We start from the raw sequence: 23,793 nt of genomic DNA on the forward strand, positions 1-23,793 counted from the left end.
CATGCCCGCCGCACCCGGACCGACCCGGGAGTGCGGCGGGATCCGTTTCACGGACGCCGCACCCGGATGGCCCACGAGAACCGTGGGCGCCGTGGTCGCCGGGGGCCCGCCGGGCGGCGCCCGCGTCTGCCGCCGGAGCGCGAGACGGCTCCGTCCGGCGTGGCACCGCCGTATCGGCCTGATCTAAAAGCGGCGAATCCGATAATTTAACTATTCAGCGATAATCCTCGCGCACGGCATATCCGCTGCGTGTGAACACATCGGCCAAACCCATTCGGTATAGGGCGTGATCTTGGCGGATTTCCCTGCCTAAAATGCCGCCGTGTCTGTGACTCCTGGGATTTACCGCCTGATCGGATGCGCCGTCATCGCCGCCTCGGTGACCGTGCTGACCCCGTCCACCGCGCACACCGCCGAGTCCGCGGACGTCACGTTGCCCGACACCCGGGTCACCGTGCACGAGAGCTCCGCGGACTCGCTCAAGGTCACCTCCTACACCGTCGGCAACGTGGCGTACCTGCGCAGGAGCGCCGGTTTCGTCAAACAAGCCGGCTATCAGGAGATCACGGTAGGGCCCAGAGGGGCCAAGGCCCTCGCGGTTCCCGACTCCTACGACGCCGGTCGCGATTCGGTGCTGCTGGCCGACCTGGTGGCGAACAACGGCACGAAGATCCGGACCGTCACCAAGCCGTCCGTCGCGAAGTTCGCCCACTGGTCCCGCAACGGCGGCAAGGCGGTCCTGACCACCCAGCGCAAGAATGGCACGGTCTGGGAGACGACCGGCTTCGTGGTCGTCGACGCGGTGACGAAGACCGCCCGGACGGTGAGCGTGACGGGGGTGGACCGGGCCGCGAGATTCCGCTGGAGCCCCGACGGCGCCGACGTGATGGCCGCCTACCAGGGCGGTACCCGCTTCTACGGCCCGGACGGCGCGATCCGGCGCACCCTGGCCAAGACGGGAACCCCCGCCGGAGGCGAAGACGTCTTCTCCCCTTCGGGGAGCACCTTCACGACCTGGTGCCCGGTGACCTACACCGAGCACGTCTGCTTCTGGGACCGCACCTCGGGCAGGCTCGCGGCCAAGGCCGCCATCCGGCCGAAGGCCCTGCTGGGCTGGTGGGACGACAAGCACATCATCGCCGTCGTGCCCAGCGGGAACGCCTACCGGGTGGTCGTGGCCGACCTCGGGGGCGCGAGCCGGCGGGTGCTGGCCGACATCTCCGCCGAAGACTGGAACAAGAAGGTCTATCTCAGCTACACCCGCAGGTGAGAGGCCCTTCTCCGGTACGGCGGGCGCCCGCCGTACCGGAGAAGGGAGAGGGAGGAGTCCGCCACGGCCCCGTCGCGGCACCGTCCGGTACGGCGGGCGGCGGCGCACCGTCCCGGACGGCGGATGCGACCCCTCTACAGGTACGGAGGCGGCCCCTCTACAGGTACAGGCCGGTGCCGTTGTCGGTCTGCGGGGTCGCGATGGCGTGCAGGTCGCGTTCGCGCATGACGAGGTAGAGCTGCCCGTGGACCTCGACCTCGTACTGGTCCTCGGGATTGAGCAGGACCTTGTCGCCCACCTTCACCGCGCGGACGTTCGCGCCCGCGCCGCAGACCTCACCCCAGACGAGCCGGTTGGCCATCTTCACCGTCGCCGGGATGACGATGCCCGCCGTGCTGCGCCGCTCCTCGGACTCCTGCTCGACCTTGACCATGACGCGGTCGTGGAGCATCTGGATCTCGAACTTCGGGTCACCCACAGCAGAAGCTTATGGGACCGGCGGGCCCGCGCCGGCTGATCCGGCGGGAGCCGTCACCTCACCGCGCCTTGCGGGGAAGCTCCAGTTCGGCGAAGACCGCCCGGTGGTCGGTGCCCGGAACGCGGTGAACGCCGAACGACCGGATCGCGATCCGGGAGTCGGCGAACACGTGGTCGAGGGTCACCCCGGGAACCGGCTCCCAGCCCTGCTGGGGCCAGGTCGGGGTGAGGCCCTGCCCGGTCGCATCGGCTGCGTCGCGGTAACCGGTGCCGAGCAACTCCCGCACGATCGCGTGGTCGAGGGTTGCGTTGAAGTCCCCCGCCAGGACCCGGTACGGCCCGGCCCCGGCCTTGGGCAGCGCCCGCAATCCCTGAGCCCAGCAGGTGGCCTTGTAATCGAACCGGGGCGCGCAGGGATGGACCGAGGCGATCTCCAGGTTCAGCTCCGGCACCACCGCCAGGGATTGACGGAAGTTGCCGTACTTGAGCGCGGCCTGATCGGCGCGCAGGGGGAAGCGGGCGTAGATCCCCGAGCCCCAGACGCCCGGGGTGGGCTCGCCGACCATGTGGGGCAGGAGCTTGCGGATGCCGGCCTTCTCCAGGCGCCCGGCCGCGTCCGGGGTGAGCTCCTGCAAGGTCAGGATGTCGGGCTTGAGCCCTGTGACGAGATCCATGAGGGTCTTGGTGTCGGCCTCACCGCGCGCGAGGTTGGCCGCCAGCACGCGCAGCGGGGCGCCGCCGGGAGACGGGGCGGCGTCGGCGAAGGTCCGGGGGAGCACCGCCACGGCGAACGCTCCCACCACGACCAGGCTCACCACGCTCGCCGCCCAGCGGCGCAGCGACAGGGCGAGCAGCGCGACGACGACCGAGGCCGCCGCCACGTAAGGGGTGAACGCCACGAGCTGAATCCACCGGAAGCCGGCATCCCAGCCTGTCACCCGGAGCGCCGCCCAGGCCGTGAACGGCGCCGCCAGGATCCAGATCAGGGCGCTGACCCAGCGCCGCCGGCGCGGCCGGGCGGCCGGGGGGACCTTACTGGAGATCGTTTCCGTGGTCATTCCGCCGGACGCTACCGTCTCGGGCGCGCCAGGAGAAGGCCCGCCGTCCACGTTTCGCTCCTGCAGCTGCTTCGACAGCGCTACGAGGTGCTCCAGGGAGCGGCCGAGCCGGTCGAGCTTGGTCACTACGAGTTGATCGCCCTCGCGGAGGACGAGGAGGGCCTTGTCGAGTTCGGGGCGGCGGGCGAGTTTCCCCGACGCCTGCCAGATGTTCGGGTGAGACCTCGCCTGGAGTGAGGCCGCGGCACTGGTGGACTTCGATGAGTTGAACGAACCACAGTTTGACAGGAGCGATGGCATCGGCGAAGAGCGAGGCCATCGCCGGGTTGCGCAGGGCTTCGCCCCAGATCTGGATGGCGAGCCGGGGGTCCCATCTTCGGTGTCCAGCCGTTCGATGGCGCGCAGGATTTCGGTGAGCGCCTGCATGAGCGTGGGCGGCTCATCGAGGAGCGTTCGTTCGAATGCGGTAGTCACCTCGGCCAGGGTGGCTTCCACGATGGCCAGCACGATGGCGTCCTTGCTGGGGAAGTAGCGGTAGAGGTTCCCGGCCGACATCTGCGCTTCGCGCAGGATGTCCTGCATGGACGTGGCATGGAAGCCGTTGTGGAGAAAACAGCGGCGCGCCGCTGCCACGAGCACGGCACCCGCGACTGCACGATCACCATCACCGCGACGCCGATGCCCGCCGGCACCAGCGCCTACGAGCAGAGCTTGAAGCGCTCCCCTGTGGCAGTGTGCCGCGGATGTGGGCACTCCATCAGCCACATCGACGGAGAGTGGATCTCCGGGCCCGTCACCGCGTGCCCCGGACTCGAGCACGGACCGCACCAGCCGGCGGTCATCCGGAGGGAAGCCCATCTGGCCTCCGACGCCCGGCCCTGCCGTCGCAGCGAGCCGCACGATCTCACCCGCTGCTGAGTTCGGCAGCGGGTGTTGGATGCGGACAACTGGCTGTGGCTGCTGTTCAGTGCAGCAGAGGCAATCGACGAATTCACGTAGGCACCACAGGCGCACGGCCGCTACGAGCCCCACTACAACACGGCGGTTATGGATCGGAGCTGTGGTGCGGAGGGCCGCGCGACGGTCCGTGAGCGTCGCTATGCGGAGGCTCTCAGGGGCTCGAGGGCGGTCAGGATGAGGTCAAGGCCGAAGGCGAACTCCTCCGCCGGGTCGAAGCCGGCAGCGACGAGCGCCGCGGCGGACTCGTTTAGGTAGGGGAACTCGTCAGGAGGAAGCTGGGGCAGGTAGGCGTCCTCGATCACGTCCGCGAACTCATCGGCGGTGTCGAACGGCAGGCCGGCTTCCTGCAGGGCGAAACCGTAGACGTAGCTGTCGAGCAACCAGTTGGCGTGCGTCGCCATCAAGACCGAGAAGCCGGCCTGCCGCAGGCAAGCGGTGACCGCTTCGTGGTGCCGGAGGTTCGCGGGCCCCGGCGAGGTCCGCGACTCCATCAGGCCGTTCGCCCACGGGTGGCGTGCGAGAACCTGTCGGGCGGATACCGCACGCCGTCGCATCGCCGACTGCCAGTCGGTCCCTTCGGGCGGGAGTTCGATCTCCTCGAACACGATGTCGACCATGGCGTCCAGCAACTCCTCCTTGCTCGCCACGTAGTGATAGAGCGACATCGCGCCCGCGCCGAGCGTGCCGGCCAGCCGGCGCATGCTCAGTCCGTCGACCCCCTCGCGGTCGGCCAGCCGGATCGCCTCGACCACCACCCGCTGCTTGCTCAGCCCCGCGTCTGACGCGATCTGGCGTTGCTCTCTCACAGACACGGGTCTCCTCGCTCGCTCGGACGGCTTGACAATCGTACAGCGTACGCCCATAGTACAGCGTACGACGTACGGTGTACGAGCCGCCGAGAGACGCGGTTCGGATGAGGGGACTTCTGTGGGAATCGAACAGCGATCGAATGCCGGAGCAGGCCTGGTGCGGGGGGCGAGTCGGGCCGAGGCGGCGATGATGCGGGCCGCCGTCCAGCGCCGCTACGGCCCGCCCTCAGTGCTTAAGTCGTCCGAGGTCGGGCTACCGCTGCCCGGTCGAGGCGATGTGCTCGTCCAGGTCGGCGCAGCCTCGGTGCATCCTGGCGACTACTTCGTCATGACCGGTGAGCCGTACGTGGTGCGCCTGGTGTTCGGGCTCCGCCGGCCCCGCCACGGCATCCCCGGCAGGGACCTCGCTGGCGTGGTGGCAGCGGTCGGGAACGATGTCACCACTCTCCGCCCCGGCGACAAGGTGTTCGGCTGGAGCACCGCTGGAACGCTCGCGGAGTACGCCTGCGTCCCGGCGGACAACCTCGTGTCCGTGCCTGCCAACCTGTCGATCGTGGACGCGGCAGCGGTGCCCACGTCGGCCATGGCGGCGTTGCAGGCATTGCGTGAGATCGCGAACGTTCGACCAGGCCAGACGGTGCTGGTCACGGGCGCGTCGGGCGGTGTGGGCTCGTTCGCGGTCCAGATCGCCAAGGCGTTCGGCGCCGAGGTGACAGGTGTGTGCAGCACCCGCAACGTCGACTTGGTCCGGTCGCTCGGTGCCGACCACGTCGTTGACTACACGGAGACCGACTTCACCGGCACCGAGAAGCGCTACGACGTCATCCTCGACAACGTGGAAGCCCAGCCCCTGGCGGCTGTCCGCCGAGCGCTGACGCCCACCGGCATCCTCATCCCCAACAGCGGACGCGGCGGCCGCTGGCTCGGCCCCCTCGGTCGGATCGTCAAAGCGCGCGTGCTGTCCGGGTTCACCCGTCAGCAGCTGAAGCCCTTTACGTCGGCCGGGAAGCGTCAGGACCTGCTCACCCTGGCCGACCTGCTCACGAGCGGGCAGGTCACGCCCGCCATCGACCGCACGTACCCCCTCGACGAAGCAGCCGACGCCCTCCGCTACATCGCGGCCGGCCACACCAGAGGGAAGGTCGTCGTGACCATCTGACGACCGGACCGACGAGAACGACCCAACCCGTGCGTACGCCCAGACCTGCCGCCACTCCGGCGGAGGGCCCGCTCCTCGAGAAAGAAGAACCGATGACCATCCGAACGAAAACCGCGAACCTGCTCGACAACCCGCCGGTCATCTGACCGCAACGAAGGAGTAAGAGATGAGATCACCGAAGAACGCCGCCACCACGCCAGCCCGCAGTTGGTTCGTTCGAGGCCGGCTCGTCGGTGCCGCGGCGATCGCGTTCGCGGTGTTGGTGGTGATAGAGAACGTGTTGCTTGCGGTAACGGGCGCGCTGCCCTACGGCGCTCCGATCGAGGAAGTGCTGGCCTACTACGCGGCCAACCGCGACGCGGTCGCGATCGTGTCCGGTCTGGTAGCCCTGTACCTGCCGCTGCTGCTCGTGTTCGTGACGGGCCTGCACGGCCTCGTGGAGCGGCGCGGCGGAGCGGGCGCCGACTGGTCGCGCCTCGCCTTGGCCGCTGGCGCGACGCTGTCGGCCATCTTCGTGCTTGTCAACGTCCTGCAGAACGGGCTCGCGCTCTCCGCCGGCGGGCTCGCCGAGCCGACGCTCGCGTTCGGGCTCGTCTGGCAGATTCACGCGGCGGCGTTCGCGCTGGCGCTGCCGATGCTCGGCACCACCTGCATCGGCTCGGCCCTCGCCGCGCACGCGAGCGGGCTGACTCCGGCTTGGCAGCGCCTGCTGGGCATGGTGGGCGGGAGCCTGCTGCTCGCCGCGGGGCTGGGCAACCTCGCGATCGCCGACGGCTCGCCGCTGATCTTCGTCGGGCTCCTAGGGTTCGTCGCCTGGCTCGTATGGCTGCTCGCGACCGGCGTGCGCCTCGTCCGGTCGTGACCGAGATGAGGGCGGCGCCGAGGTAGCGCACGCGGGCGAGGACTCCGTGGAGGGCCGCCCGGGGACGGCAGCCACAGCCTCGATCTCGACCACCCGTGCGTATGCACGCCCAAACCTGCCGCCACTCCGGCGGAGGGACCGCTCCTCTCGAAAGAAGAACCGATGGCCATCCGAACGAAAACCCCGAACGTGCTCGACAACCCGCCGATCTCCGTGCAGGCCAAGCTCGCCGCCGCATGGACCAGCTTCATGTTCTTCTACATCTACGTCGACTACTTCCACCTCTACAAGCCCGGCGCCATCGACGAAATCCGGAGTGGCGTCGTCTTTGAGTTCGACATCAGCGGGACATTGTTGACCATTTTCCTCGCGGTCATAGGGATCCCGGCCCTGATGGTGCTGCTCTCCACGGCACTGCCCGCCCGTGTGAACCGCGCCACGAACCTCGTCGTTGCATTGCTTTACATCCCCTTCTCGGTGGTCAACGCGGCAGGGACGTCCTGGGACTGGGCCTCCTTCTACGGCCTCTCCATCGGAATCGAGGTGCTGCTCCTGGCCTTCATCCTGCGCTCCGCCTGGACATGGCCTCGAACCCCCGCCGTCCCAGCCGGTCCCGCGACGACCGACCTTCGACAGTAGGTATCCGTGTAAAGCCCTTAGGCGAGTGGAAGTTGCCGGTGCAGGACCGCCGGGTGAATCGGTGTTGCGGGCTCGCCTAAGGCGGGCGATGGCGCCGAGGCCGGGGAGCATCTCACCGTCGAGGATCCGCCCGATCGTGGGGTGGCTGATGCCAGCGGACACCGCCAACCCACGGGCGGTGACGGATCGGGTCAGGAGGCTGGTCCCGACGCGGCGGTCCCGGTGTCACCGCTCGGCCCCGCGCCCCTCAGTTGGTCGGGTCTCCCCTGGCGCAGGGCCAGCGCCAGGACGGCCGCGAGCCCGGCGAGGACACCGCTGACCGCCAGGTCGGTGCCGTGCCCGGCGACCAGGTTGAGCCCGGTGCCGAGCGCGATGGCGCCGGACACCCCCGCCCAGCCGGTCAGCGCGACCACCTGCTCCGGCCCTCTCGACCACGGCATCCTCGCGCCCACGACGCCGGTGAGCACCGCGTGCGGGCAGACGAGTGTCATCTTCGCGGGTGACAGGAAGCTCGTCGGGTCGGCGTCGCCGGCGGGCGCCCCGCTCAGGGTGTACGCCACGACGGCGCCAGCCAGGAGCACCCCCGCCGCCACCACCACGTCAGCCCCGGCGCCTCGCGGGCGCTCCTGCGCAGCACCGCCGGTCGACGTGCCGGGTCGGGGCGGTAGGCCGGCAGCGGCGAAATGACGGGGGCGCGGAGTAGGCTCACCGGTCATGACGGACCTCTCCCCTGACCTGGTCGGCGACTATCTCGACTGGTATCTGAAGGCCAATCCCATCTACGCCGCCCTCGCCGGCGCCGAAGGCTACGACAGGACCCTCGGAGACTTCACGGAGGCGGGCATCCTGGCTCGGGAGCGGGAGTCGCGGCGCTGGCTGGAGCGCTTCCAGGAGGTTCCGGACTCCGGAGGGCAGGAGGGCTTCGACGAAGTGATCGATCGTGAGCTGATCATGTCCACGCTGCGCGGCGGGCTCGCCTACGAGGCCTGGCCCGCCTGGCGGCGCGACCCGTCCGTCTACCTGAACGCGATCTTCAGCTCGATGTTCGGCCCGTTCCTGCACCGGCTGGTCCCCGAGGGTGAGCTGGTCGACGCGGCGGTCGCGCGGCTGGCCGAGGTGCCGGACGTCATCGCGGCCTGCCGCGCGAACCTCGACCCGGCGCTGGCGGCCCCCTTGCTGGTCGAGCGTGGGCTGGGCCAGGCGCGGACCGCCCGGCGCTTCCTCACCGAGACGATCCCCGGCCAGGTCGCGGACGAGGCCCTGCGCGCCCGGCTGGTCGCGGCGGCCGAGCCTGCGGCGGCGGCCTTCGACGGGCTGGTGGAGTTCCTGGAGGGTTTCCGGGCCACCGGCACATGGCGGATGGGCGAGCAGCTCTACTCCACGCTGCTGCGCGAGCGGGAGATGCTCGGCTACGGCGCCGACGAGCTGCTCAAGCGCGGGCAGGCCGCCTACGACGAGCTGGACGCCCGGATGCGAGAGGTCGCCAGGCGGCTGCCCGGCGGATCCGACGACTGGCACGCGGCCATCGTGGCGCTCCAGGACGATCACCCGCCGACCCTGGAGGCCATGCGGTCGGAGTACGAAACCGAGACCGAGCGGGCCCGGGAGTTCGTACGCGAGCACGGTCTGGTGACGTTCGCCGAGGGCGAGGAGTGCCGGGTGGTGCCGTCGCCGGAGTTCCAGCGGCCCATCCTCGCCGTCGCCTCCTACATGCAGCCCCCGCCGTTGTCCGCTTCCCGGATCGGCCACTTCTTCGTGCCGTTCACCCCCGACTCCTTCACCGAGGAGCAGGTGCGCCAGCGGCTGCGCACCAACGCCAGGGCCCAGATGCCCTCCATCGCCGTCCACGAGGCCTACCCCGGTCACCACTGGCACCTGTCCTGGATGGCGGGCAACCCGCGCCGGGCCCGCAGGCTGCTGCGCACCCCGTACTTCACCGAGGGCTGGGCCCTTTACGTAGAGAAGGTCATGTGGGAGCAGGGCTACTTCACCACGCCCGCCCAGGAGCTGGCCCACCTGGACTTCCGCCTCTTCCGGGCGGCCCGCATCGTCGTGGACACCTCGCTGCACTGCGGTGACATGAGCATCGAGCAGGCCGAGGAGTTCATGACCACCAGGTCCTCGCTCACCCCGGGCACCGCCAAGGGCGAGGTCAACCGCTACTGCGCCTGGCCCACCCAGGCCCCCTCCTACCTGACCGGAGCCCTGGAGATCGATCGCATCCGCGACGACTACCTGACCGTCGGTCGCGGCGACCTGCGCGCCTTCAACGACACCCTGGCCGGCTCCGGCGGACTGCCCCTGGGGCTGGCCCGCCGGGTGGCTCTGGAAGGCTAGCGACATGTCCGACAGCGAGACGAGGGTGCTCTCCGCGCTGGAGGAGGCGGAGACGGTCCGGCTCCTGGCCGAGCTCGTGCGGGTGCCGAGCGTGACCGGCACCGACGCCGAGTCGGACCTGCAGCATCGCTGCGCGGGACTGCTCACCGAGGCGGGGCTGGACGTCGACGTCTGGAAGCTCGACCTCGACGCGCTCCGGGCCGCGCCCGGCTTCCCCGGCACGGAGGCGCCGCGCACCGAGGGCTACGGCGTGGTCGGCGTCACCGGGGGCGAGGGCGAGCCCGCCCTGGTCCTGCAGGGGCACGTGGACGTGGTGCCGACCGGGGACCTGGCCAAATGGCGGGGAGGCGACCCCTTCGGCGCCCGGATCGAGGGAAACGTCCTGCACGGCAGAGGCGCCTGTGACATGAAGGCGGGACTCGCGGCGAACCTCGCCGTCGCCGCCGCCCTCCACCGGTCGGGTGTACGGCTGGCACGACCACTGGCCGTGCACTGCGTGGTGGGGGAGGAGGACGGCGGCCTGGGCGCGTTCGCCACCCTGGCCCGCGGCCACCGGGGCGAGGCGGCGGTGATCACCGAGCCGACCGGCGGGGCGATCATCGCCGCGACGGCGGGCGCGTTGACGTTCCGGATCGAGGTCGCCGGCCGGGCGGCTCACGGCGCCACCCGCTACGAGGGCGTCAACGCCCTTGAGGCCTTCTGGCCGGTCTTCGAGGCGATCAGGCGGCTGGAGGCCGACCGTAACCGCGACCCGGACCCGATCTTCGATGGCAATCCGCTGCCCTATCCGATCGAGGTCGGCACGGTCCGCGCGGGAGACTGGGCCAGCAGCGTGCCGGACCTGCTCGTCGCGGAGGGCCGTCTCGGGGTGCGCCTGGAGGAGGACCCCGCCGAGGCCCGTCTCGCCCTGGAGACCGCGATCGCCGAGCTGAGCCACCCGTGGCTGCGCGAGCATCCCCCGGTCATCACCTGGTCCGGTGGCCAGTTCGCGAGCGGGCGGCTGCCCGCCGGGCACGAGCTGCCGGCCCAGGTCGCCGCGGCGGTGGCCGAGGTGACCGGGACCCGCCCGGCCGAGGCGGCCGCGCCGTACGGGAGCGATCTGCGCCTCTACGTCGCGGGCGGCGTCCCGGCCCTGCACTACGGGCCGGGTGACGTGCGCATGGCCCATGCCCCGCGCGAGCAGGTGGACCTGCGCGAGCTCCGGGACGTCACCCGGGCGCTGGCCCTGCTGGTCCTGCGCCGTTGCGGGGTCAGGAACTGAAGGGCACGGTGCGGGCGGTGCGGCGTGGGACCCGAGCCGTCAGCCGACGGCCGCACCGGCCTCCACGGGCAGTCCCGCCTCGGTCCAGTCCTGGATGCCCTCACGGTATTTGCGGACGTCGGTGTAGCCGAGGGCGGTCAGACGCCGGGCCACCGCCTCGCTGTTGCCGCAGGAGGGATTGGAGCAGTAGGTGACGACGGCGGCGTCCCGGTCGGGGAGCAGCTCGGCGGCGCGGGTGGCCACCTCGCTCTCCACCAGGGCGATCGCGCCGGGCAGGTGCTGCTGGGCGTAGTAGTCGCCGCCGAGGGCGTCCACGACGACGACGGTGCCCGCCTCGATCGCGGCGCTGAGCTCGTCGCGAGTGATCAGTCTGGTCATCTTCGGCCTCCCGGCCTTAAATGGACTATAGTCCGTTTGTGTGAACGATTCGGAATTTAGCGGACCGCAGTCCGCTTCGTCAAGTGAGCCGTTGCGGACGCTGCTGGGCGAGCCCCCCCGGGAGCGGGCCGACGCCGCGCGCAACCGGCTGAAGGTGCTGGCGGCGGCGGCGCGGCTGTTTCGGGAGAAAGGCGTGGACGGCGTCTCGATGGACGCGGTCGCGGCCGAGGCGGGGGTGGGCAAGGGCACGCTTTTCCGGAGGTTCGGCGACAGGTCCGGGCTGGCCGCCGCGCTCCTCGACGAGCGGGAGCGGGAGCTCCAGGAGGGGATCCTGTCCGGCCCCGCGCCGCTGGGTCCCGGTGCTCCGGCCGCCGACCGGCTGGCCGCGTTCGTGGACGCCTATCTCGACTACCTGCTCGGCCACCTGGATCTGGTCCGCATGTCGGAGACCGCCAGCCCCGGTGCCCGCTACCGGATCGGCGCCTACCGGTTCTGGCACCGCCACGTGGAGATCCTGCTCACCGAAGCCCGCCCCGGCTGCGATGCCGGCCCGCTCGCCCACGCTCTGCTCGCCCCGCTGGCCGCCGAGCACATGGCGGCCCTGGCCGGCGAGTACGGCCAGGCGCGGGCGGTGCGGGCGGTGCGGGCGCTCGTCCTGGGATGAGCCGACCGGAGCGGTCTTCGCGGGTCAGGTGTAGGTGCCGTGGACCTCGACGATGTCGGCCAGCGGGAATTCCAGGTAGTCTCCGGCCTCCTCGCACCACGCGTCGAGCACGCCGCCGCGCAGCTCGCCGTTGCTGATGGTGGCGGTCAGGCCGTCGGTCAGCGTGATCGCCGCCCGTACGCCGCGGTCCACCACGAAGCCGAGCAGCGACTGCTGGGCGGTCGGCAGCCGGGAGGCCATCCGGCCGATGATCGCCCACGTCCTGCCCTGCTGCCGGGCGGTGTCGTCCTCGGCGGCGAGCAGCCGCCGGGCGTGCTCGTGCGGGTCCGGGGGCGGTTCGAGCATCGGGCCCGCCGGCTGTTCCAGCTCGGCCACCCGGCCGCCGGGCAGCAGGATCAGCCGCCCGTTGCGCGGCTCCTCGATCCGGGCGCGACGGATGGTGATCTCCCCGGTGTCCTCGATCGGCACCGGGGCGTAGCCGTTCTCCCGGAGCGCGGCGAGGGTCTTGTCGGCGGGTAACGCGCTGGCCAGCACGGTGGGCGCCAGCAGCCGCAGGCCCAGCCTGCCCAGCCGCCGATGCCCGGCGATCTCGGCCAGCAGCACCGGGTCGGAGGCCTGCACGATGCACGCGACCGTGGTCACGGTGACCTCGCCGTGCCGCCTGGCCACGTCGCGTACCAGGTAGTCGAGGGGCTGCGGCACCGTGCCCACCTCGGCCAGGTCGCCCAGGAGGGCGTCGGCGGTGCAGCCGGAGTCCATCGCCCGGCGCACGCTCGCCGGGGTGAAGCGCCATATCGAGGCCGTGCCGCGCGACTCGCGTTCGGCGGCCCGGTCGAGCAGTTCGGCGAGCTCGCTGGAGGGCGGCCCGGTCACCACGGCGGTGAGGTCGGCGCCGAACAGCGCGCTCCGCCGTACGCTGGCCAGCGCGCGGGTCGAGCACTCCACCAGCGCCGGGTCCTGCTCCACGGCCGGGGCGGAGTCGTCGTTCTCGTCTCCCGCGACGGCCTCCAGGGCGGCCAGCGCGCGGCCCAGGTCGGTGATCGTGTCGTGGGCCACCAGCCCGAGCATCCGGGCCTCCTCCAGCACGGCCGGGGCGCACTCGGCCAGGAGCGCCTGGTCGAGCAGCGGGGCGTGCCAGTGCGCGGACCTGACCAGCCCGGCCCGGTCGGCACACGCGGTGCTCGCGGGCAGGCGGGCCAGCACGCCGAGCACCGCCCGCCGGGCCCGGGCGACCGTGGCCCCGGCGGGGTCGTCGCCGAGTGCGGTGCCGTACTTGCCGTCGATGCGGCGCAGTGACGAGCGCTCCATCCGCCACCACGCCGACAGCAGCACTCGCAGCCTGGCCGCCGCGTCGTCCAGCCGCCAGCGGTCAAACTTGTCGGTGGGCACCAGCCCGCCGGCCGGCTCGTCCCAGGCCAGCAGCCGGGCCACCGCGCAGATCTCCAGCAGGAGCCGGGTCTCGTCCTCGTCGCAGCCGGTGTCCCTGGCCAGCCGTCGCACCTCGCGCACGCCGACGCCGCCGGCCTTCAGCAGCGGCAGCGGGACCTTGGCGGTGTTCTCCAGCATCGCGGCGCAGCGCTCGACCACGTGCGGGGCGGTCAGCGTCATCAGGTGGTCGACGGTCTCGGGATCCACCGGGATGGTCGCGAGGTCGGGGACGCAGGGGGTGAACGGGGGGTGATAGCCGGGACCGCGCAGCGCGAGCGCCACCTCCCGGGGCATCTCGGCCACGTTCCAGCTCGGCCGGAAGAGCAGCCCGTGGTCGGCGGCCCACTTCTCCGGAGCGCCCGGCACCACGAACCGGCCGCCGTCCACGTCGCGGATCGGACCGTCCCAGGCGAACTCCTCCAGCAGCCGCTTCGTGCCCTCCGGCGCCCGCCCGATCATGGCGGTCACCCGTCCGGGGTCGGCGAGCACCTCGGTGACCCTGGCGACCGTGCGGCGCTTGGGGCCCTGGGGCAGGCCGAGCGAGCGGGCGAGCGCGCGAAGGGCGTCGGCGCTGACCGTCCAGGAGTTCAGGTAGTGGGAGAGCGGCTCGCCGAGCCCGCAGGGAGCCGTCCACCATCGGGAGACCCCGCCGGCGACCCGGATCCGTCCCTCGTCGTCCGGCCAGGCCAGGGCATGGTCGAACAGCCGGTCGACCCAGGGGGCCACCTCGGCCTCCGGCACGCCCATGAACCGGGCCAGCGTCTCCAGATCGACCTGGTCGCCGAGGGCCAGCGCCGCCTGCGCGACCTCCAGGCACGGCAGCGCGAGCCCACGCATGACGGCCATCACCGCGAACCCGTTGCCCAGCCGCTGCGCCAGGGTGTCCAGGCGACGTGGCCACGGCGGGGCGATGGCGTCCGGCCGGTTGGCCAGGAGGCGGGTGAGCCGTTCTTCGTCGAGGGTTTTCAACCAGCCGAGCAGGTGATCGTCCATCTCGGAGCTCTCTCAGGAATCTCGCGCGGGGACTCTCCGTGAGCCATAGGCATCTACGGTAATGCAGAGGGCCATCCCCGACGGCGTGTACCGCGCAGAATGCGACACGTTCCGGAGGTGTCCGCCCGCATTCTTGACCGATCCCGGGACCGCCGGCGGGGAGGCGCGGCGGTCCCGGGAGCGATCGGCGCCAAATGAGGGGAAGAGGCGGCGCCTTTCCGAGATGGTCTGCTGAGGCTCGGCCCGGGAGTCCCTACCGCAGGACGGCCCAGACGATTTTGCCGTAGGGAGCCAGCGGCGCCCAACCCCAGCGGAGGCTGAGCGATTCGACGATGTGCAGGCCGAGGCCGCCTATCTCCAGCGGCGAGGGGTCGCGGAGCGAGGGAAAGCCCGAACCCGGATCATTGAGCGCGCAGGCGACGAAACCGTCCCGGCGGAGCAGGGAGAGCCTGATCGGTTCCTTGGCGCGCGTCTCGGCCAGTCGCAGGCCGTGCCTGAACGCGTTGGTGGCCAGCTCCGAGACGACCAGTTCCATGTTCTCGCTCAGCTCGGAGAGCTTCCAACCGGTGAGGGTGCCCGTCGCGAAGCTGCGGGCGGAGTGAACGGATTCGGCCTGCGGGGGAAGCACGAATGTGGCGCTGGCCATGGTCGGTGATCCGGAGAGGAGATCACGCGCCGGGTCTGGCCACCAGCCGACTGGGGGCCACCAGTCGAGCGCTGTCCAGGACGTTCGGGGGGGCGCGGTTTGGGCGGACTGCACAGCGATCATCATGGTGCAAACTCCTGTGCAGGTGCAAGAGCGAATGCACGTGCATAAGGGGTGTGCAACCGCTACGGTTACCCCTGATTCGGCAATCCGGATGGAAAGGGGATCTTGTCCGCGGCTAGGGAATCTTGTGCCGCGAAGTGACAGACTGTCGATCAGGAAAGCGAGCGAGGAGCACACACGTGTCCATGGACCCGCCCGGTACCGGTTCCACCGTTCGGCGCATCATGCTCGGCGCAAGCCTGCGTCGCCTGCGTGAGGAGAAGGGGCTCCCCCGAGAGGTGGCCGGATTCCATATCCGCGCCTCGGAGTCCAAGATCAGCCGGATGGAACTCGGCCGTGTCGGTTTCAAGACACGAGACGTGGAAGACCTGCTCACCCTGTACGGCGTGCTCGACGACGCAGAACGGCGCGGCCTGCTGGAGATGGTCCGCGAGGCGAACACCCCCGGCTGGTGGCACAAGTTCGGCGACCTGCTGCCGAACTGGTTCACCACCTATGTGGGGTTGGAGGAGGCGGCGAACGTGATCCGCACCTATGAGGTGCAGTTCGTTCCCGGCCTGCTGCAGACGTCCGCCTACGCGCGCACGGTGATCCGGTTGGGCTACCCGGACGTGCCGGATGCGGAGATCGAGCGTCGTGTGCATATGCGCATGCAGCGGCAGGAACGCTTCACGAAGAAGAACGGCCCGCGACTGTGGGCGGTCATCGACGAGGCGGCCCTGAAGCGGCCCATCGGAGGCAAGGAGATCATGCGTGAGCAGATCCAGCACCTGCTGGAGGTGGCCACGCTGTCCAACATCACCATCCAGGTGATGCCCTTCCGGTTCGGCATGCACGCGGCCGAGGGTGGCGCGTTCAGCATCTTGCGGTTTCCCGAGTCCGACCTTTCGGACGTCGTTTATGTCGAGCAGCTCTGGGGTGCCCTCTACCTGGACAAACGTGAGGACATCGATCCATATCTCACGGCCATGGAGCAGCTGTGCGTGGAAAGCACCACGCCCGGGGGCACCGCCGAGATCCTCGGCGACCTTCTCAGAGAGATCTAAATGGAGCACACCTACAACGGCATGCCCGCCACGGACCTGGCCGGGGCCAGCTGGCGAAAGAGCCGTCACAGCAATTCACAGGGTAATTGCGTCGAACTCGCAGAGCTGTCGGATGGCAGCGTCGCGGTTCGAAACTCCCGCTTCCCCGACGGTCCGGCCCTGATCTACACCCGCGACGAGATCCGCGCGCTGGTGCTCGGGGTGAAGGATGGGGAGTTTGACAGCCTGATGGTGTAACACTGTTTTTACATCCGGCTCACCTCGTAACTCCGGTGCGTCGATGATGTAACGCAAAAAGCGGGCAGATCCGGCAGAGTCTGAGTTCCCAGAACGATCATGGGGCGGAGAAATTGGGGGCCCAGACCATGCTTGACCAGATGACCTTGTATCCGGTGGCCGATGACGTGCTGTTCGCGCCCGGGGGTCGTGTCGTGATCCGCACCTATGGCGTCGCCTCGGCGGCCCTGGGTGAGGGAGGGGTCACTTCGGTCTCCTACCGGACATGGGTGACGGGGGTCCGGGACCAGCCTCGTTACTGGCGTTGGGGGCATTTCGAAGACGCCTGCCATGGTCATCGCAAGGTCTTGGAGTGGCTGACGGGCCGGGGGCCGCAGCCGCGCGCCGCAGCCGCTTGACGGTATGGAGGGACGTGGTAGTCGTCGACGCAGGGATCGGCCTTCATGGTGACAGTGCCGGCTGACATCGTGTGAGCGCCGCCGACAGGGGTTCTCGCCCATGCCGGGTACGGCCGGTGGCCGTACCCGGCTCCCCGTACCCGGCTCCCCGTGCCCGGTGACGGCGTCCGGCTCCGGACGACGCCGGGCGGCCTGTACGGCATGCCTCTCCTCGATTAGATTGCCAACCAAGCATTCGCTTGGGCCGAGGAGGCGCCTTCCATGCGGCGAGGGATATATCTGATCGAAGAGGTCGACTTCCGGCCGATGAACTCCCGTAAACCGCTGGAGTATCTGACCTGGCTCACGCGCTACAAGAAAGAGGACGAGGGCCTCGAAGCCCCCGAACTGACCAGGGGACTGTCGATCAGATCGCGGGAGATCGACCTCGTGGGCGCCTTCTACGCCGTCGGCATCACCGGCCATCCGCAGTTCAGGGCCGTCACCCTCTGGGACTGTCACGGCGGCTGGGACGGCGGCTGGCGGCAGATGATGAACATCTACGACGGCGTGGACGACAGACTCTTCCTGAGCGACATCGACGACCTGCGCTTTTCCGCCTTCTCCCGGCCGCTCGGCGCGGTGGAGGGCAGTCCGGCGCTGGCCGACATCGTCGCCGAGGGGTACGCGGCGCCGTTCTACCTGTTCGAGAGCGCCCAGGTGCGCCCCGGCGCGGCGCTGGAGTATCTCGACGCGGTCCGGCGGGAGCGGATGCCGGTTCTCGCCGACCACGGTCACCGGGTGGTCGGACTGTACGAGGTGCTGCTGTGCGACAGCGAGGTCGTCACGATCTGGGGCACGTCACTGGCGGACCACCTGGCGTTGCAGCGGGCCAGGGACGCCGCGCTCGGCCTCGACGACGAGGCGGAGCCCGATCCGCGGCTGCTCGACTGGAGCAGGCGCTCCCGCGACTTCCTCACCGGCCCGTGGCGGGAGACCCTGCTGGCGCCGTTCCCGGGTTCGCGGCTCTCGCCGCTTCACAACCCCTGACAGACGCCCGAGACGATGACAGGGCGGCCCGGCCCCGCCGCCTCGGACAGGGGACCGAGCCGCGTATCCAGGTGGGGGAGCGGGTCAGACGGGAGCGTTCCAGGCGAGGATGACGGGCTCGTCACGTTCGAAGCCGAGCCGGGAGTAGGTGCCGGTGTCCAGGCGGAAGAGCCGCCCGTCCTCTGGGGGCAGGCCGAGCCAGCGAGCGCACAGCACCCGCAGGAAGTGCCCGTGGGCGACCAGCGCCACGTCGCCGCCGGCCTCGCGGGCCCGGGCGATCACCCGGTCGGCGCGGTCGCCGACCTCCCGCACGCTCTCGCCGGGGTGCCCGGCGTCGCCGGGGATGACCCCGTCACGCCACAGGAACCAGCCGGGACGGGTCTGGCGGATGTCGGGGGTGGTGATGCCCTCGTAGCCGCCGTAGTCCCATTCCCACAGGTCGGGGTCGATGTCATAGGTGGTGAGCCCGGCGAGTTCGGCCGTCCGGCGGGCCCGCAGGGCGGGGCTGACCAGGGCCAGGTCGAACGTCCGGCCCTTGACCAGGGGGACGAGCGCCCGCGCCTGGTTGTCGCCCTTGTCGGTCAGCGGCAGGTCGGTGCGCCCGGTGTGGCGCCCGTCCCGGCTCCACTCGGTCTCGCCGTGCCGCAGCAGAATCATCTCGTTCATGATGGACCCCATCATGCCGGTATGGCCTCCGGCGACCGGTCAGCGCCCCGCGAGCTCCTCGGCGACCGGGGTGAAAGCCTCCAGGTCGCGCTCGTGGTGGAGCACGAAGTAGGACAGGTCATGGGTGTCGCGCCAGTAGCGGAGCTTGTCGACGATGTCCCGGTGGGTGCCGAGCAGCACCTGGGGAGTCTCCTCCTGACGGGAGGAGTCGGCGGCGCTCCACGGCTCGTTCGGCCTGCGCACGCCGAGTTGCTGGACGCTCGTGCCGAGCTCGATCCGGTCGTAGCGGTCCGCGGCGGCCCGCCGTACCACGTCGACCTTGGCGAGGAAGGCCTCCAGGCCGCCGTCCAGGCCGTCGGGGCCGCTGCCGTCGGCCCGCACCCGCATGCCGAGGTTGACCACGTCGGCCTCGCGGGCGGCGAGCCGGAGCATGCGGGGGCCGCCCCCGCCGAGCAGCAGCCGGGGGTGCGGCCGGCGGGCGGGCTTGGGGTGCTGGTCCAGCTCGGTGATTCGATAGTGCTCGCCGTGGAAGGTGAACGGGCCGTCCGCCCAGAGCCCTTTGAGCACGGTGATCGCCTCGGCCAGCCGGTCCACCCGGACGCCGGGGGACTCCAGCGGCAGTCCGGCGCAGGCGTAGTCGGCGGCCATCCAGCCGGTGCCCAGGCCCAGCTCCAGGCGGCCCTCCGACAGCAGGTCGACGGTGGCGGCCTCCTTGGCCAGTACGGCGGGATGCCGGAAGTCGTTGGCGAACACCAGGGTGCCGACCCGCAGCCTGCTGGTCGCGCACGCGGCCGCGGTCATCGCCGCCACCGGGGCGAACCGGGGGCCGACCAGGTGGTCGGGGACGAGCAGCACGTCGAAGCCCGAGTCCTCCAGGCGGCGTGCCTTCTCGGCCCACGCCCTGGCCGACTCCGCCTCGCGGACCACGGCGGCGAACCGGAACAGGCGGTCCATCGCACCCCCTCTGCTTTCACCAAGCGCTTGGTAAGCGTAGGGGCGCAGGACGGCCAGGGGAATGGGGGCGGCGGATGGGACGGCGATCGATCCGTCTTTACCAAGCGCTTGCTTTATATCGGCGGGAGGTCCGACACTGGGCCCATGGTTGACGACACCCCGGTCCGCGACCTGACCGACGACGAGGTCGCGTTCTTCGAGGACAACGGCTGGGTACGGCTGCCGCGCCTGGTCGACCCCGACCACGTGGCCCTGCTCCGGAAACGGGCGCTGGAGCACCTACGGGAGCGTCCGCGCGCCGTCGCCTCCCCGGTGGATCAGGCGTTCGGCCAGTCCAGGGACATCGCCGAGACCGACGAGCACTTCAGGAAGCTGGCCCTCGCCCCCGCCCTCGGCCGCGGCGCCACCCGGATGCTGCGCGGGGTGAGCGGGGTCCGGGTCCAGGTGACGAACCTGCTGATCAAGGAGCCGCAGCGCGGGCTCCCGGGCACGCGTGACCCCGAGCGACCGGGCGGGCACGGGGCCACGGAATTCCACCAGGACTTCCCGTGGATGCCGATGGACCGCTCGGCCATGCTCACCGTCTGGCTGGCGCTGGTGGACGTGCCCGCGGACATGGGATCGCTGCGGTTCTACGGCGGCTCCCACCGGTACGGACTCCTCGGCCGCTCCTTCACCCGGGACGGCGACGACCAGCTGAGCCAGCACTCCTGGCTCGGGAGGCTCGACCTCTCCCCGCCGCTGGACCTGGCCGCGGGGGACGCCACCGCGCACCACGCGCTGACCGTCCACGGCGCCGCCGCCAACCGCCGCGACACCGCCAGGCTGTCGTTCACCGTCACCTACTTCGACGCCGACGCGCTCTACACCGGCACGCCGTACCGGCAGACGGACGGCCTGGGCCTGGCCGTCAACCAGCCGTTCGAGCACCCCGGATTCCCGGTCGTCCCCCATGAGGGCTGAGCGCGCGGAGCCGGCCGCGGGCGTCGAGACGGCCGCCGGCCCGGTCGGGGACCTCGGGGCGACGCTCATGCACGAGCACGTCTTCGGGCTCAGCCCGGAGATCCTGTGGAACTGGCCGGACATTCCCGAAGGGTGGGATCTCGAACGGCGCGCCCGCGAGGCGGCGGACAAGCTGACCGCACTCAAAGAGCACGGCATCGACTCGATCGTGGACCTCACGGTCATCGGGCTCGGCCGCCACGTCCCCGCCGTTCAACGGGTGGCGGAGCTGACCGAGGTCAACATCGTGGTCGCCACCGGCCTCTACACCTATGACGCGCTCCCGCCCTACTTCGGAAACAGAGGCCCGGGCTCGCTGTTCGGCGGCCCCGACCGACTGGCCGAGTTCTTCGTCAGGGACATCACCGAAGGCATCGGCCGCACCGGGGTGAAGGCCGCCATCCTCAAGTGCGCCTCCGACCACCAGGGCATGACGAAGGGCTGCGAGCGGGTGTTCCGCGCGGTCGCCGAGGCCCACCGGGCGACCGGCGTGCCGATCTCCACCCATTCCCACAGCGCCTCCGGCGGTGGCCTGGAGCAGCAGAGGCTGCTGGCGGAGGCGGGGGTCGACCTGTCCAGGGTGGTCATCGGGCACGCGGGAGACACGACCGACCTCGCCTATCTGGAAGAGCTCATCGCGGGCGGCTCCTACCTGGGCATGGACCGGTTCGGCATCGAGACGATCAGCTCGTTCGAGGACCGGGTGGCCGTCGTCGCCGAACTCGCCGCGCGCGGCCACGCCGGCCGGATGGTCCTGTCGCACGACTCCTACTGCTTCAACGATCGCTTCGACCACGACGTGGTACGGCGGCGCCACCCCAACTACCACCTGCTGCACATCTCCCGGGACGTGCTGCCCGAACTGCGCAGGCGGGGCGTCACCGAGGAGCAGATCCGCCAGATGCTGGTCGGCAACCCCCGTGACATCTTCGCCCGGCGCGAGCCGTACTGACCACGCCGCCCGTGACCGCACCGGCCGTGACCGCACCGAGAGGCATGTCATGATCATCGCCACCGACTTCGACGTCAGCGCGGCCTGGCACGTCGCCGCGCCGTACGACTTCCTGCGCAGGCTCCGGCACGAACGGCCCGTCTTCCACAGCGAGCACCTGGGCGCCTACGTCATCACCAGATACGAGGACGTGCGCGCCGCCTACGGCGACCCGCGGCGCTTCTCCTCCCAGGGCTCGCTGACGATCTCTCGCAGCCTGACCGAGGAGACCCGGCGCGTGCTGGGCGAGCACGGCTCGTTCCTGTCCAGCTTCGTGGCCAACGTCGACCCGCCCGCGCACACCCGGCTGCGCCGTTCGGTGTCGCGGGCGTTCACCCCCCGGGCGGTCGCCGCGATGCGACGGCTCTTCGAGGACCTGAACGAGGAGCTGCTCGACCGGGTGGCCCCGCGGGGCGCGGGCGACTTCGTCGCCGACCTCGCCCACGTGCCGTCGGTCAAGCTCACCGCCCGCTTCATCGGTGTGCCCGAGGCCGACGAGGCGTTCGTCCAGGAGCACGTCAAGGACTGGTTCCAGCTCTTCCTGTCGCCCCAGCCGCCGGAACGCCAGCTCGTGCTGGCCGACAGCTTCCTGACCTACCTCGACTACGTCGACAAACTGGTCGCCGCCCGCGCCGCCGAGCCGCGGGACGACTTCGTGTCGCTGATGACCTCGCTGATCGGCGCCGAGCTGTCGCACCGCGAGGTCGTCGAGCTGATCTCCACGATCCTGCTCGGCGGCAACGACACGGTGCCCAACCAGCTCGGCAACAGCGTGCTGCGGCTGCTGCGCGAAGGCGCCTGGCCCGTCCCGCCCCCGATGGTCCACGACGCGGTCGAGGAGTGCATGCGCATCGACGGCGCCAGCCTCGGGTCCTTCCGCCACACCACGACGGACGTCGAGATGCACGGCGTCACCATCCCCGCGGGCTCGCTCTGCCTGCTGTCCACCGACTCGGCGGCGCACGACGAGACCGTCTTCGCCGAGCCCGAACGGTTCCGGATCGACCGCCGCAACGCCGACGCGCACATGACACTGGGCTACGGCATCCACTTCTGTGTGGGCGCCGCACTCGCCCGCCTGCAGCTGCGCACGGCACTGGAGGTGCTCGGCCGCCGCCTGCCGCGGCTGCGGCCGGCGCCCGGCCGGCCCGTCGCCTACCGCACCTCGATCGTCGGGCGGGGCCTGAGCGCGCTGCACGTGGAGTGGTGACCCCGTCGGGAGATCGGGGCGTGAGAAGCTGAGTCAGTGACGATATCTGTGGGTTTGGTGGGCGCGGGGCCCTGGGCGGAGATGGTGCACGCGCCCATGCTGGCGGCCGGCCCGGACACGCGTCTGGTGGGCGTGTGGGCGCGCCGCCCCGAGGCGGCCGCGAGGTTCGGCGTCCCGGTCTTCGAGCGCATCGAGGAGCTGTTCGACACCTGCGAGGCGGTCGCGTTCTCGGTGCCGCCCGCCGTACAGGCCGAGCTCGGCGTGCTCGCGGCCAAGGCGGGCAAGGCGCTGCTGTTGGAGAAGCCGCTCGCGGCCGACCTGGACGGCGCCCGGCGGCTGGCCGAGGCGGTGGGCGAGGCGGGCGTCGCCTCGCAGATGGTCCTCACCTGGCGTTACTCGGCCGCCACCCGATCCTTTCTGGCGCGGGTCTCGGCCATCGAGCCGTTCGGCGGATACGCGGCCAACATCTCCGGAGCCATGCTCGGCGGTGACTTCGCCACCCCGTGGCGACTGGAGCGCGGCGCGATCCTCGACGTCGGCCCGCACATGATCGACATGCTGGACGCCGCGCTCGGCCGCGTCACCGGGGTCCGCGCCCACGGCAATCCGCTGGGCTGGGCCGGCCTGCTGCTGGAGCACGAGACCGGGGCGGTGAGCGAGGCGTCGCTGTGCATGAGCGCGCCCGGCGAGACACCGCCCTCCAACGTGGACATCTACGGACGGCTGGGCCGGGAGTCCATCAACGGCGACCAGCTCGGTCCCGACGTCTTCGCCGTCATGCTCTCCGAGTTCGCCGAGACCGTGCGCCGGGGCGGTGGTCACCCTCTCGACGCCGCGCACGGCCTGCACCTCCAGGAGATCATCGCCGCCGCGGAGGAGCAACTCGGCTAGGCGGCGGTCAGGGCGTGCGCGATCAGGGTGTGCGCGGTCACGGACGCGGTCATCCCGCACATGGTCACAGCGTGTGCGGTCACGGCGTGCGTGGTCACGACGCGCGCCGGCGACGCCGGGGCGGCGCAGGGCGGGATTCGCGCGGGAGCCACACGGGGTTCGCGCGAGTGAGACTGTGGGTGAGACGGTCGGACGCAGGCCCTTGACGTTGGAGTGTTCGAGAGGATTGATAACGTTTGTCCGACGCGCAGCGCGTAGCGAAGTCCGGTGTGAGTCCGGCGCTGTCCCGCAACTGTCATGATCCT

25 protein-coding genes are annotated in these 23,793 nt (G+C 70.8%); 16 read left to right on the forward strand and 9 right to left on the reverse strand.

The features are described 5' to 3' along the window. The first annotated feature begins 322 nt into the window (after nt 1–322). Nucleotides 323–1,270, forward strand: a complete 948-nt coding sequence (locus ACQPYK_RS13540) for a hypothetical protein (protein ID WP_433254835.1) — start codon at nt 323–325, stop codon at nt 1,268–1,270. Between the two features lie 157 nt (nt 1,271–1,427). Here ACQPYK_RS13540 and ACQPYK_RS13545 read toward each other — a convergent pair whose 3' ends face one another. Both ACQPYK_RS13545 and ACQPYK_RS13550 read right to left on the reverse strand, forming a co-directional pair. Beyond that, nucleotides 1,428–1,748 (reverse strand): GroES family chaperonin, encoded by a 321-nt coding sequence (locus tag ACQPYK_RS13545; protein WP_433254838.1) that lies wholly within the window; start codon nt 1,746–1,748, stop codon nt 1,428–1,430. A gap of 58 nt (nt 1,749–1,806) precedes the next feature. Continuing rightward, the gene (locus tag ACQPYK_RS13550; protein WP_433254841.1) at nt 1,807–3,387 is read right to left on the reverse strand and encodes an endonuclease/exonuclease/phosphatase family protein; all 1,581 of its coding nucleotides are present in this window, start codon (nt 3,385–3,387) and stop codon (nt 1,807–1,809) included. A gap of 9 nt (nt 3,388–3,396) precedes the next feature. Here ACQPYK_RS13550 and ACQPYK_RS13555 point away from each other — a divergent pair, with 9 nt between their 5' ends. Further along, a complete protein-coding gene (locus tag ACQPYK_RS13555) occupies nt 3,397–3,723 on the forward strand; it encodes a hypothetical protein (protein WP_433254844.1) in 327 nt (108 codons plus the stop codon). Between the two features lie 179 nt (nt 3,724–3,902). On the opposite strand, the gene ACQPYK_RS13560 is transcribed toward ACQPYK_RS13555, so the two are convergent. Then, entirely contained in the window at nt 3,903–4,571 is a 669-nt protein-coding gene (locus tag ACQPYK_RS13560) for a TetR/AcrR family transcriptional regulator (RefSeq protein WP_433254846.1), read from the reverse strand. A gap of 160 nt (nt 4,572–4,731) precedes the next feature. Between ACQPYK_RS13560 and ACQPYK_RS13565 the strand changes: the two genes are divergently transcribed. The 3 genes from ACQPYK_RS13565 (at nt 4,732) to ACQPYK_RS13575 (ending at nt 7,234) form a co-directional block, all read left to right on the forward strand. After that, complete coding sequence (locus tag ACQPYK_RS13565; RefSeq protein ID WP_433254849.1) at nt 4,732–5,733, forward strand: NAD(P)-dependent alcohol dehydrogenase; 1,002 nt, start codon at nt 4,732–4,734, stop codon at nt 5,731–5,733. Between the two features lie 166 nt (nt 5,734–5,899). Continuing rightward, nucleotides 5,900–6,595, forward strand: a complete 696-nt coding sequence (locus tag ACQPYK_RS13570; RefSeq protein WP_433254852.1) for a hypothetical protein — start codon at nt 5,900–5,902, stop codon at nt 6,593–6,595. Between the two features lie 162 nt (nt 6,596–6,757). Then, complete coding sequence (locus ACQPYK_RS13575; protein ID WP_433254855.1) at nt 6,758–7,234, forward strand: DUF6326 family protein; 477 nt, start codon at nt 6,758–6,760, stop codon at nt 7,232–7,234. A 191-nt stretch (nt 7,235–7,425) separates the two neighbouring features. Here the strand turns inward: ACQPYK_RS13575 and ACQPYK_RS13580 are convergent, their stop codons facing one another. Continuing rightward, the gene (locus tag ACQPYK_RS13580) at nt 7,426–7,794 is read right to left on the reverse strand and encodes a hypothetical protein (RefSeq protein WP_433254858.1); all 369 of its coding nucleotides are present in this window, start codon (nt 7,792–7,794) and stop codon (nt 7,426–7,428) included. 154 nt (nt 7,795–7,948) lie between these two features. On the opposite strand from ACQPYK_RS13580, the gene ACQPYK_RS13585 reads away from it, so the two are divergent. Both ACQPYK_RS13585 and ACQPYK_RS13590 read left to right on the forward strand, forming a co-directional pair. Then, on the forward strand, nt 7,949–9,571 hold the full coding sequence (locus tag ACQPYK_RS13585) for a DUF885 domain-containing protein (RefSeq protein WP_433254861.1): 1,623 nt from the start codon (nt 7,949–7,951) through the stop codon (nt 9,569–9,571). A gap of 4 nt (nt 9,572–9,575) precedes the next feature. Continuing rightward, nucleotides 9,576–10,832, forward strand: a complete 1,257-nt coding sequence (locus tag ACQPYK_RS13590) for an ArgE/DapE family deacylase (RefSeq protein ID WP_433254864.1) — start codon at nt 9,576–9,578, stop codon at nt 10,830–10,832. Nucleotides 10,833–10,871: 39 nt separating this feature from the next. Here ACQPYK_RS13590 and ACQPYK_RS13595 read toward each other — a convergent pair whose 3' ends face one another. Continuing rightward, nucleotides 10,872–11,210 (reverse strand): rhodanese-like domain-containing protein, encoded by a 339-nt coding sequence (locus ACQPYK_RS13595; RefSeq protein ID WP_433254867.1) that lies wholly within the window; start codon nt 11,208–11,210, stop codon nt 10,872–10,874. 91 nt (nt 11,211–11,301) lie between these two features. On the opposite strand from ACQPYK_RS13595, the gene ACQPYK_RS13600 reads away from it, so the two are divergent. After that, nucleotides 11,302–11,874, forward strand: a complete 573-nt coding sequence (locus tag ACQPYK_RS13600; RefSeq protein ID WP_433254870.1) for a TetR/AcrR family transcriptional regulator — start codon at nt 11,302–11,304, stop codon at nt 11,872–11,874. A 24-nt stretch (nt 11,875–11,898) separates the two neighbouring features. On the opposite strand, the gene ACQPYK_RS13605 is transcribed toward ACQPYK_RS13600, so the two are convergent. Next, nucleotides 11,899–14,295 carry a helicase-associated domain-containing protein gene (locus tag ACQPYK_RS13605; RefSeq protein ID WP_433254873.1) on the reverse strand — a complete coding sequence of 799 codons (2,397 nt, stop codon included), beginning with the start codon at nt 14,293–14,295 and terminating at the stop codon, nt 11,899–11,901. A 253-nt stretch (nt 14,296–14,548) separates the two neighbouring features. Beyond that, complete coding sequence (locus tag ACQPYK_RS13610; RefSeq protein WP_433254876.1) at nt 14,549–14,941, reverse strand: ATP-binding protein; 393 nt, start codon at nt 14,939–14,941, stop codon at nt 14,549–14,551. Between the two features lie 308 nt (nt 14,942–15,249). Here ACQPYK_RS13610 and ACQPYK_RS13615 point away from each other — a divergent pair, with 308 nt between their 5' ends. From ACQPYK_RS13615 to ACQPYK_RS13630, 4 genes are all read left to right on the forward strand, one after another. After that, a complete protein-coding gene (locus ACQPYK_RS13615; RefSeq protein ID WP_433258786.1) occupies nt 15,250–16,110 on the forward strand; it encodes a helix-turn-helix domain-containing protein in 861 nt (286 codons plus the stop codon). Next, nucleotides 16,111–16,347, forward strand: coding sequence for a DUF397 domain-containing protein (locus tag ACQPYK_RS13620; protein WP_433254879.1), 237 nt, complete (start codon nt 16,111–16,113; stop codon nt 16,345–16,347). Nucleotides 16,348–16,487: 140 nt separating this feature from the next. Further along, on the forward strand, nt 16,488–16,745 hold the full coding sequence (locus ACQPYK_RS13625) for a hypothetical protein (RefSeq protein ID WP_433254881.1): 258 nt from the start codon (nt 16,488–16,490) through the stop codon (nt 16,743–16,745). 261 nt (nt 16,746–17,006) lie between these two features. Then, nucleotides 17,007–17,774, forward strand: coding sequence for a hypothetical protein (locus ACQPYK_RS13630; protein ID WP_433254884.1), 768 nt, complete (start codon nt 17,007–17,009; stop codon nt 17,772–17,774). 84 nt (nt 17,775–17,858) lie between these two features. Here the strand turns inward: ACQPYK_RS13630 and ACQPYK_RS13635 are convergent, their stop codons facing one another. Beyond that, on the reverse strand, nt 17,859–18,440 hold the full coding sequence (locus ACQPYK_RS13635) for a histidine phosphatase family protein (RefSeq protein ID WP_433254886.1): 582 nt from the start codon (nt 18,438–18,440) through the stop codon (nt 17,859–17,861). Between the two features lie 39 nt (nt 18,441–18,479). After that, the gene (locus tag ACQPYK_RS13640) at nt 18,480–19,394 is read right to left on the reverse strand and encodes a TIGR03621 family F420-dependent LLM class oxidoreductase (RefSeq protein ID WP_433254888.1); all 915 of its coding nucleotides are present in this window, start codon (nt 19,392–19,394) and stop codon (nt 18,480–18,482) included. Between the two features lie 144 nt (nt 19,395–19,538). Between ACQPYK_RS13640 and ACQPYK_RS13645 the strand changes: the two genes are divergently transcribed. The 4 genes from ACQPYK_RS13645 to ACQPYK_RS13660 are packed head-to-tail and all read left to right on the forward strand — an operon-like array spanning nt 19,539 to nt 23,488. Further along, nucleotides 19,539–20,357, forward strand: a complete 819-nt coding sequence (locus ACQPYK_RS13645) for a phytanoyl-CoA dioxygenase family protein (RefSeq protein ID WP_433254891.1) — start codon at nt 19,539–19,541, stop codon at nt 20,355–20,357. After that, on the forward strand, nt 20,347–21,348 hold the full coding sequence (locus tag ACQPYK_RS13650; protein WP_433254894.1) for a phosphotriesterase family protein: 1,002 nt from the start codon (nt 20,347–20,349) through the stop codon (nt 21,346–21,348). Before ACQPYK_RS13645 ends, ACQPYK_RS13650 begins: the two co-directional genes overlap by 11 nt. Continuing rightward, nucleotides 21,317–22,597, forward strand: coding sequence for a cytochrome P450 (locus ACQPYK_RS13655; RefSeq protein WP_433254898.1), 1,281 nt, complete (start codon nt 21,317–21,319; stop codon nt 22,595–22,597). The genes ACQPYK_RS13650 and ACQPYK_RS13655 overlap by 32 nt, the downstream gene beginning before the upstream one ends. Before the next feature lie 36 nt (nt 22,598–22,633). After that, nucleotides 22,634–23,488 carry a Gfo/Idh/MocA family protein gene (locus tag ACQPYK_RS13660; RefSeq protein ID WP_433254900.1) on the forward strand — a complete coding sequence of 285 codons (855 nt, stop codon included), beginning with the start codon at nt 22,634–22,636 and terminating at the stop codon, nt 23,486–23,488. Nucleotides 23,489–23,793 lie beyond the last annotated feature (305 nt).

This window comes from Streptosporangium sp. CA-135522 (genome assembly GCF_050949235.1).
Classification (GTDB): Bacteria; Actinomycetota; Actinomycetes; order Streptosporangiales; family Streptosporangiaceae; genus Streptosporangium.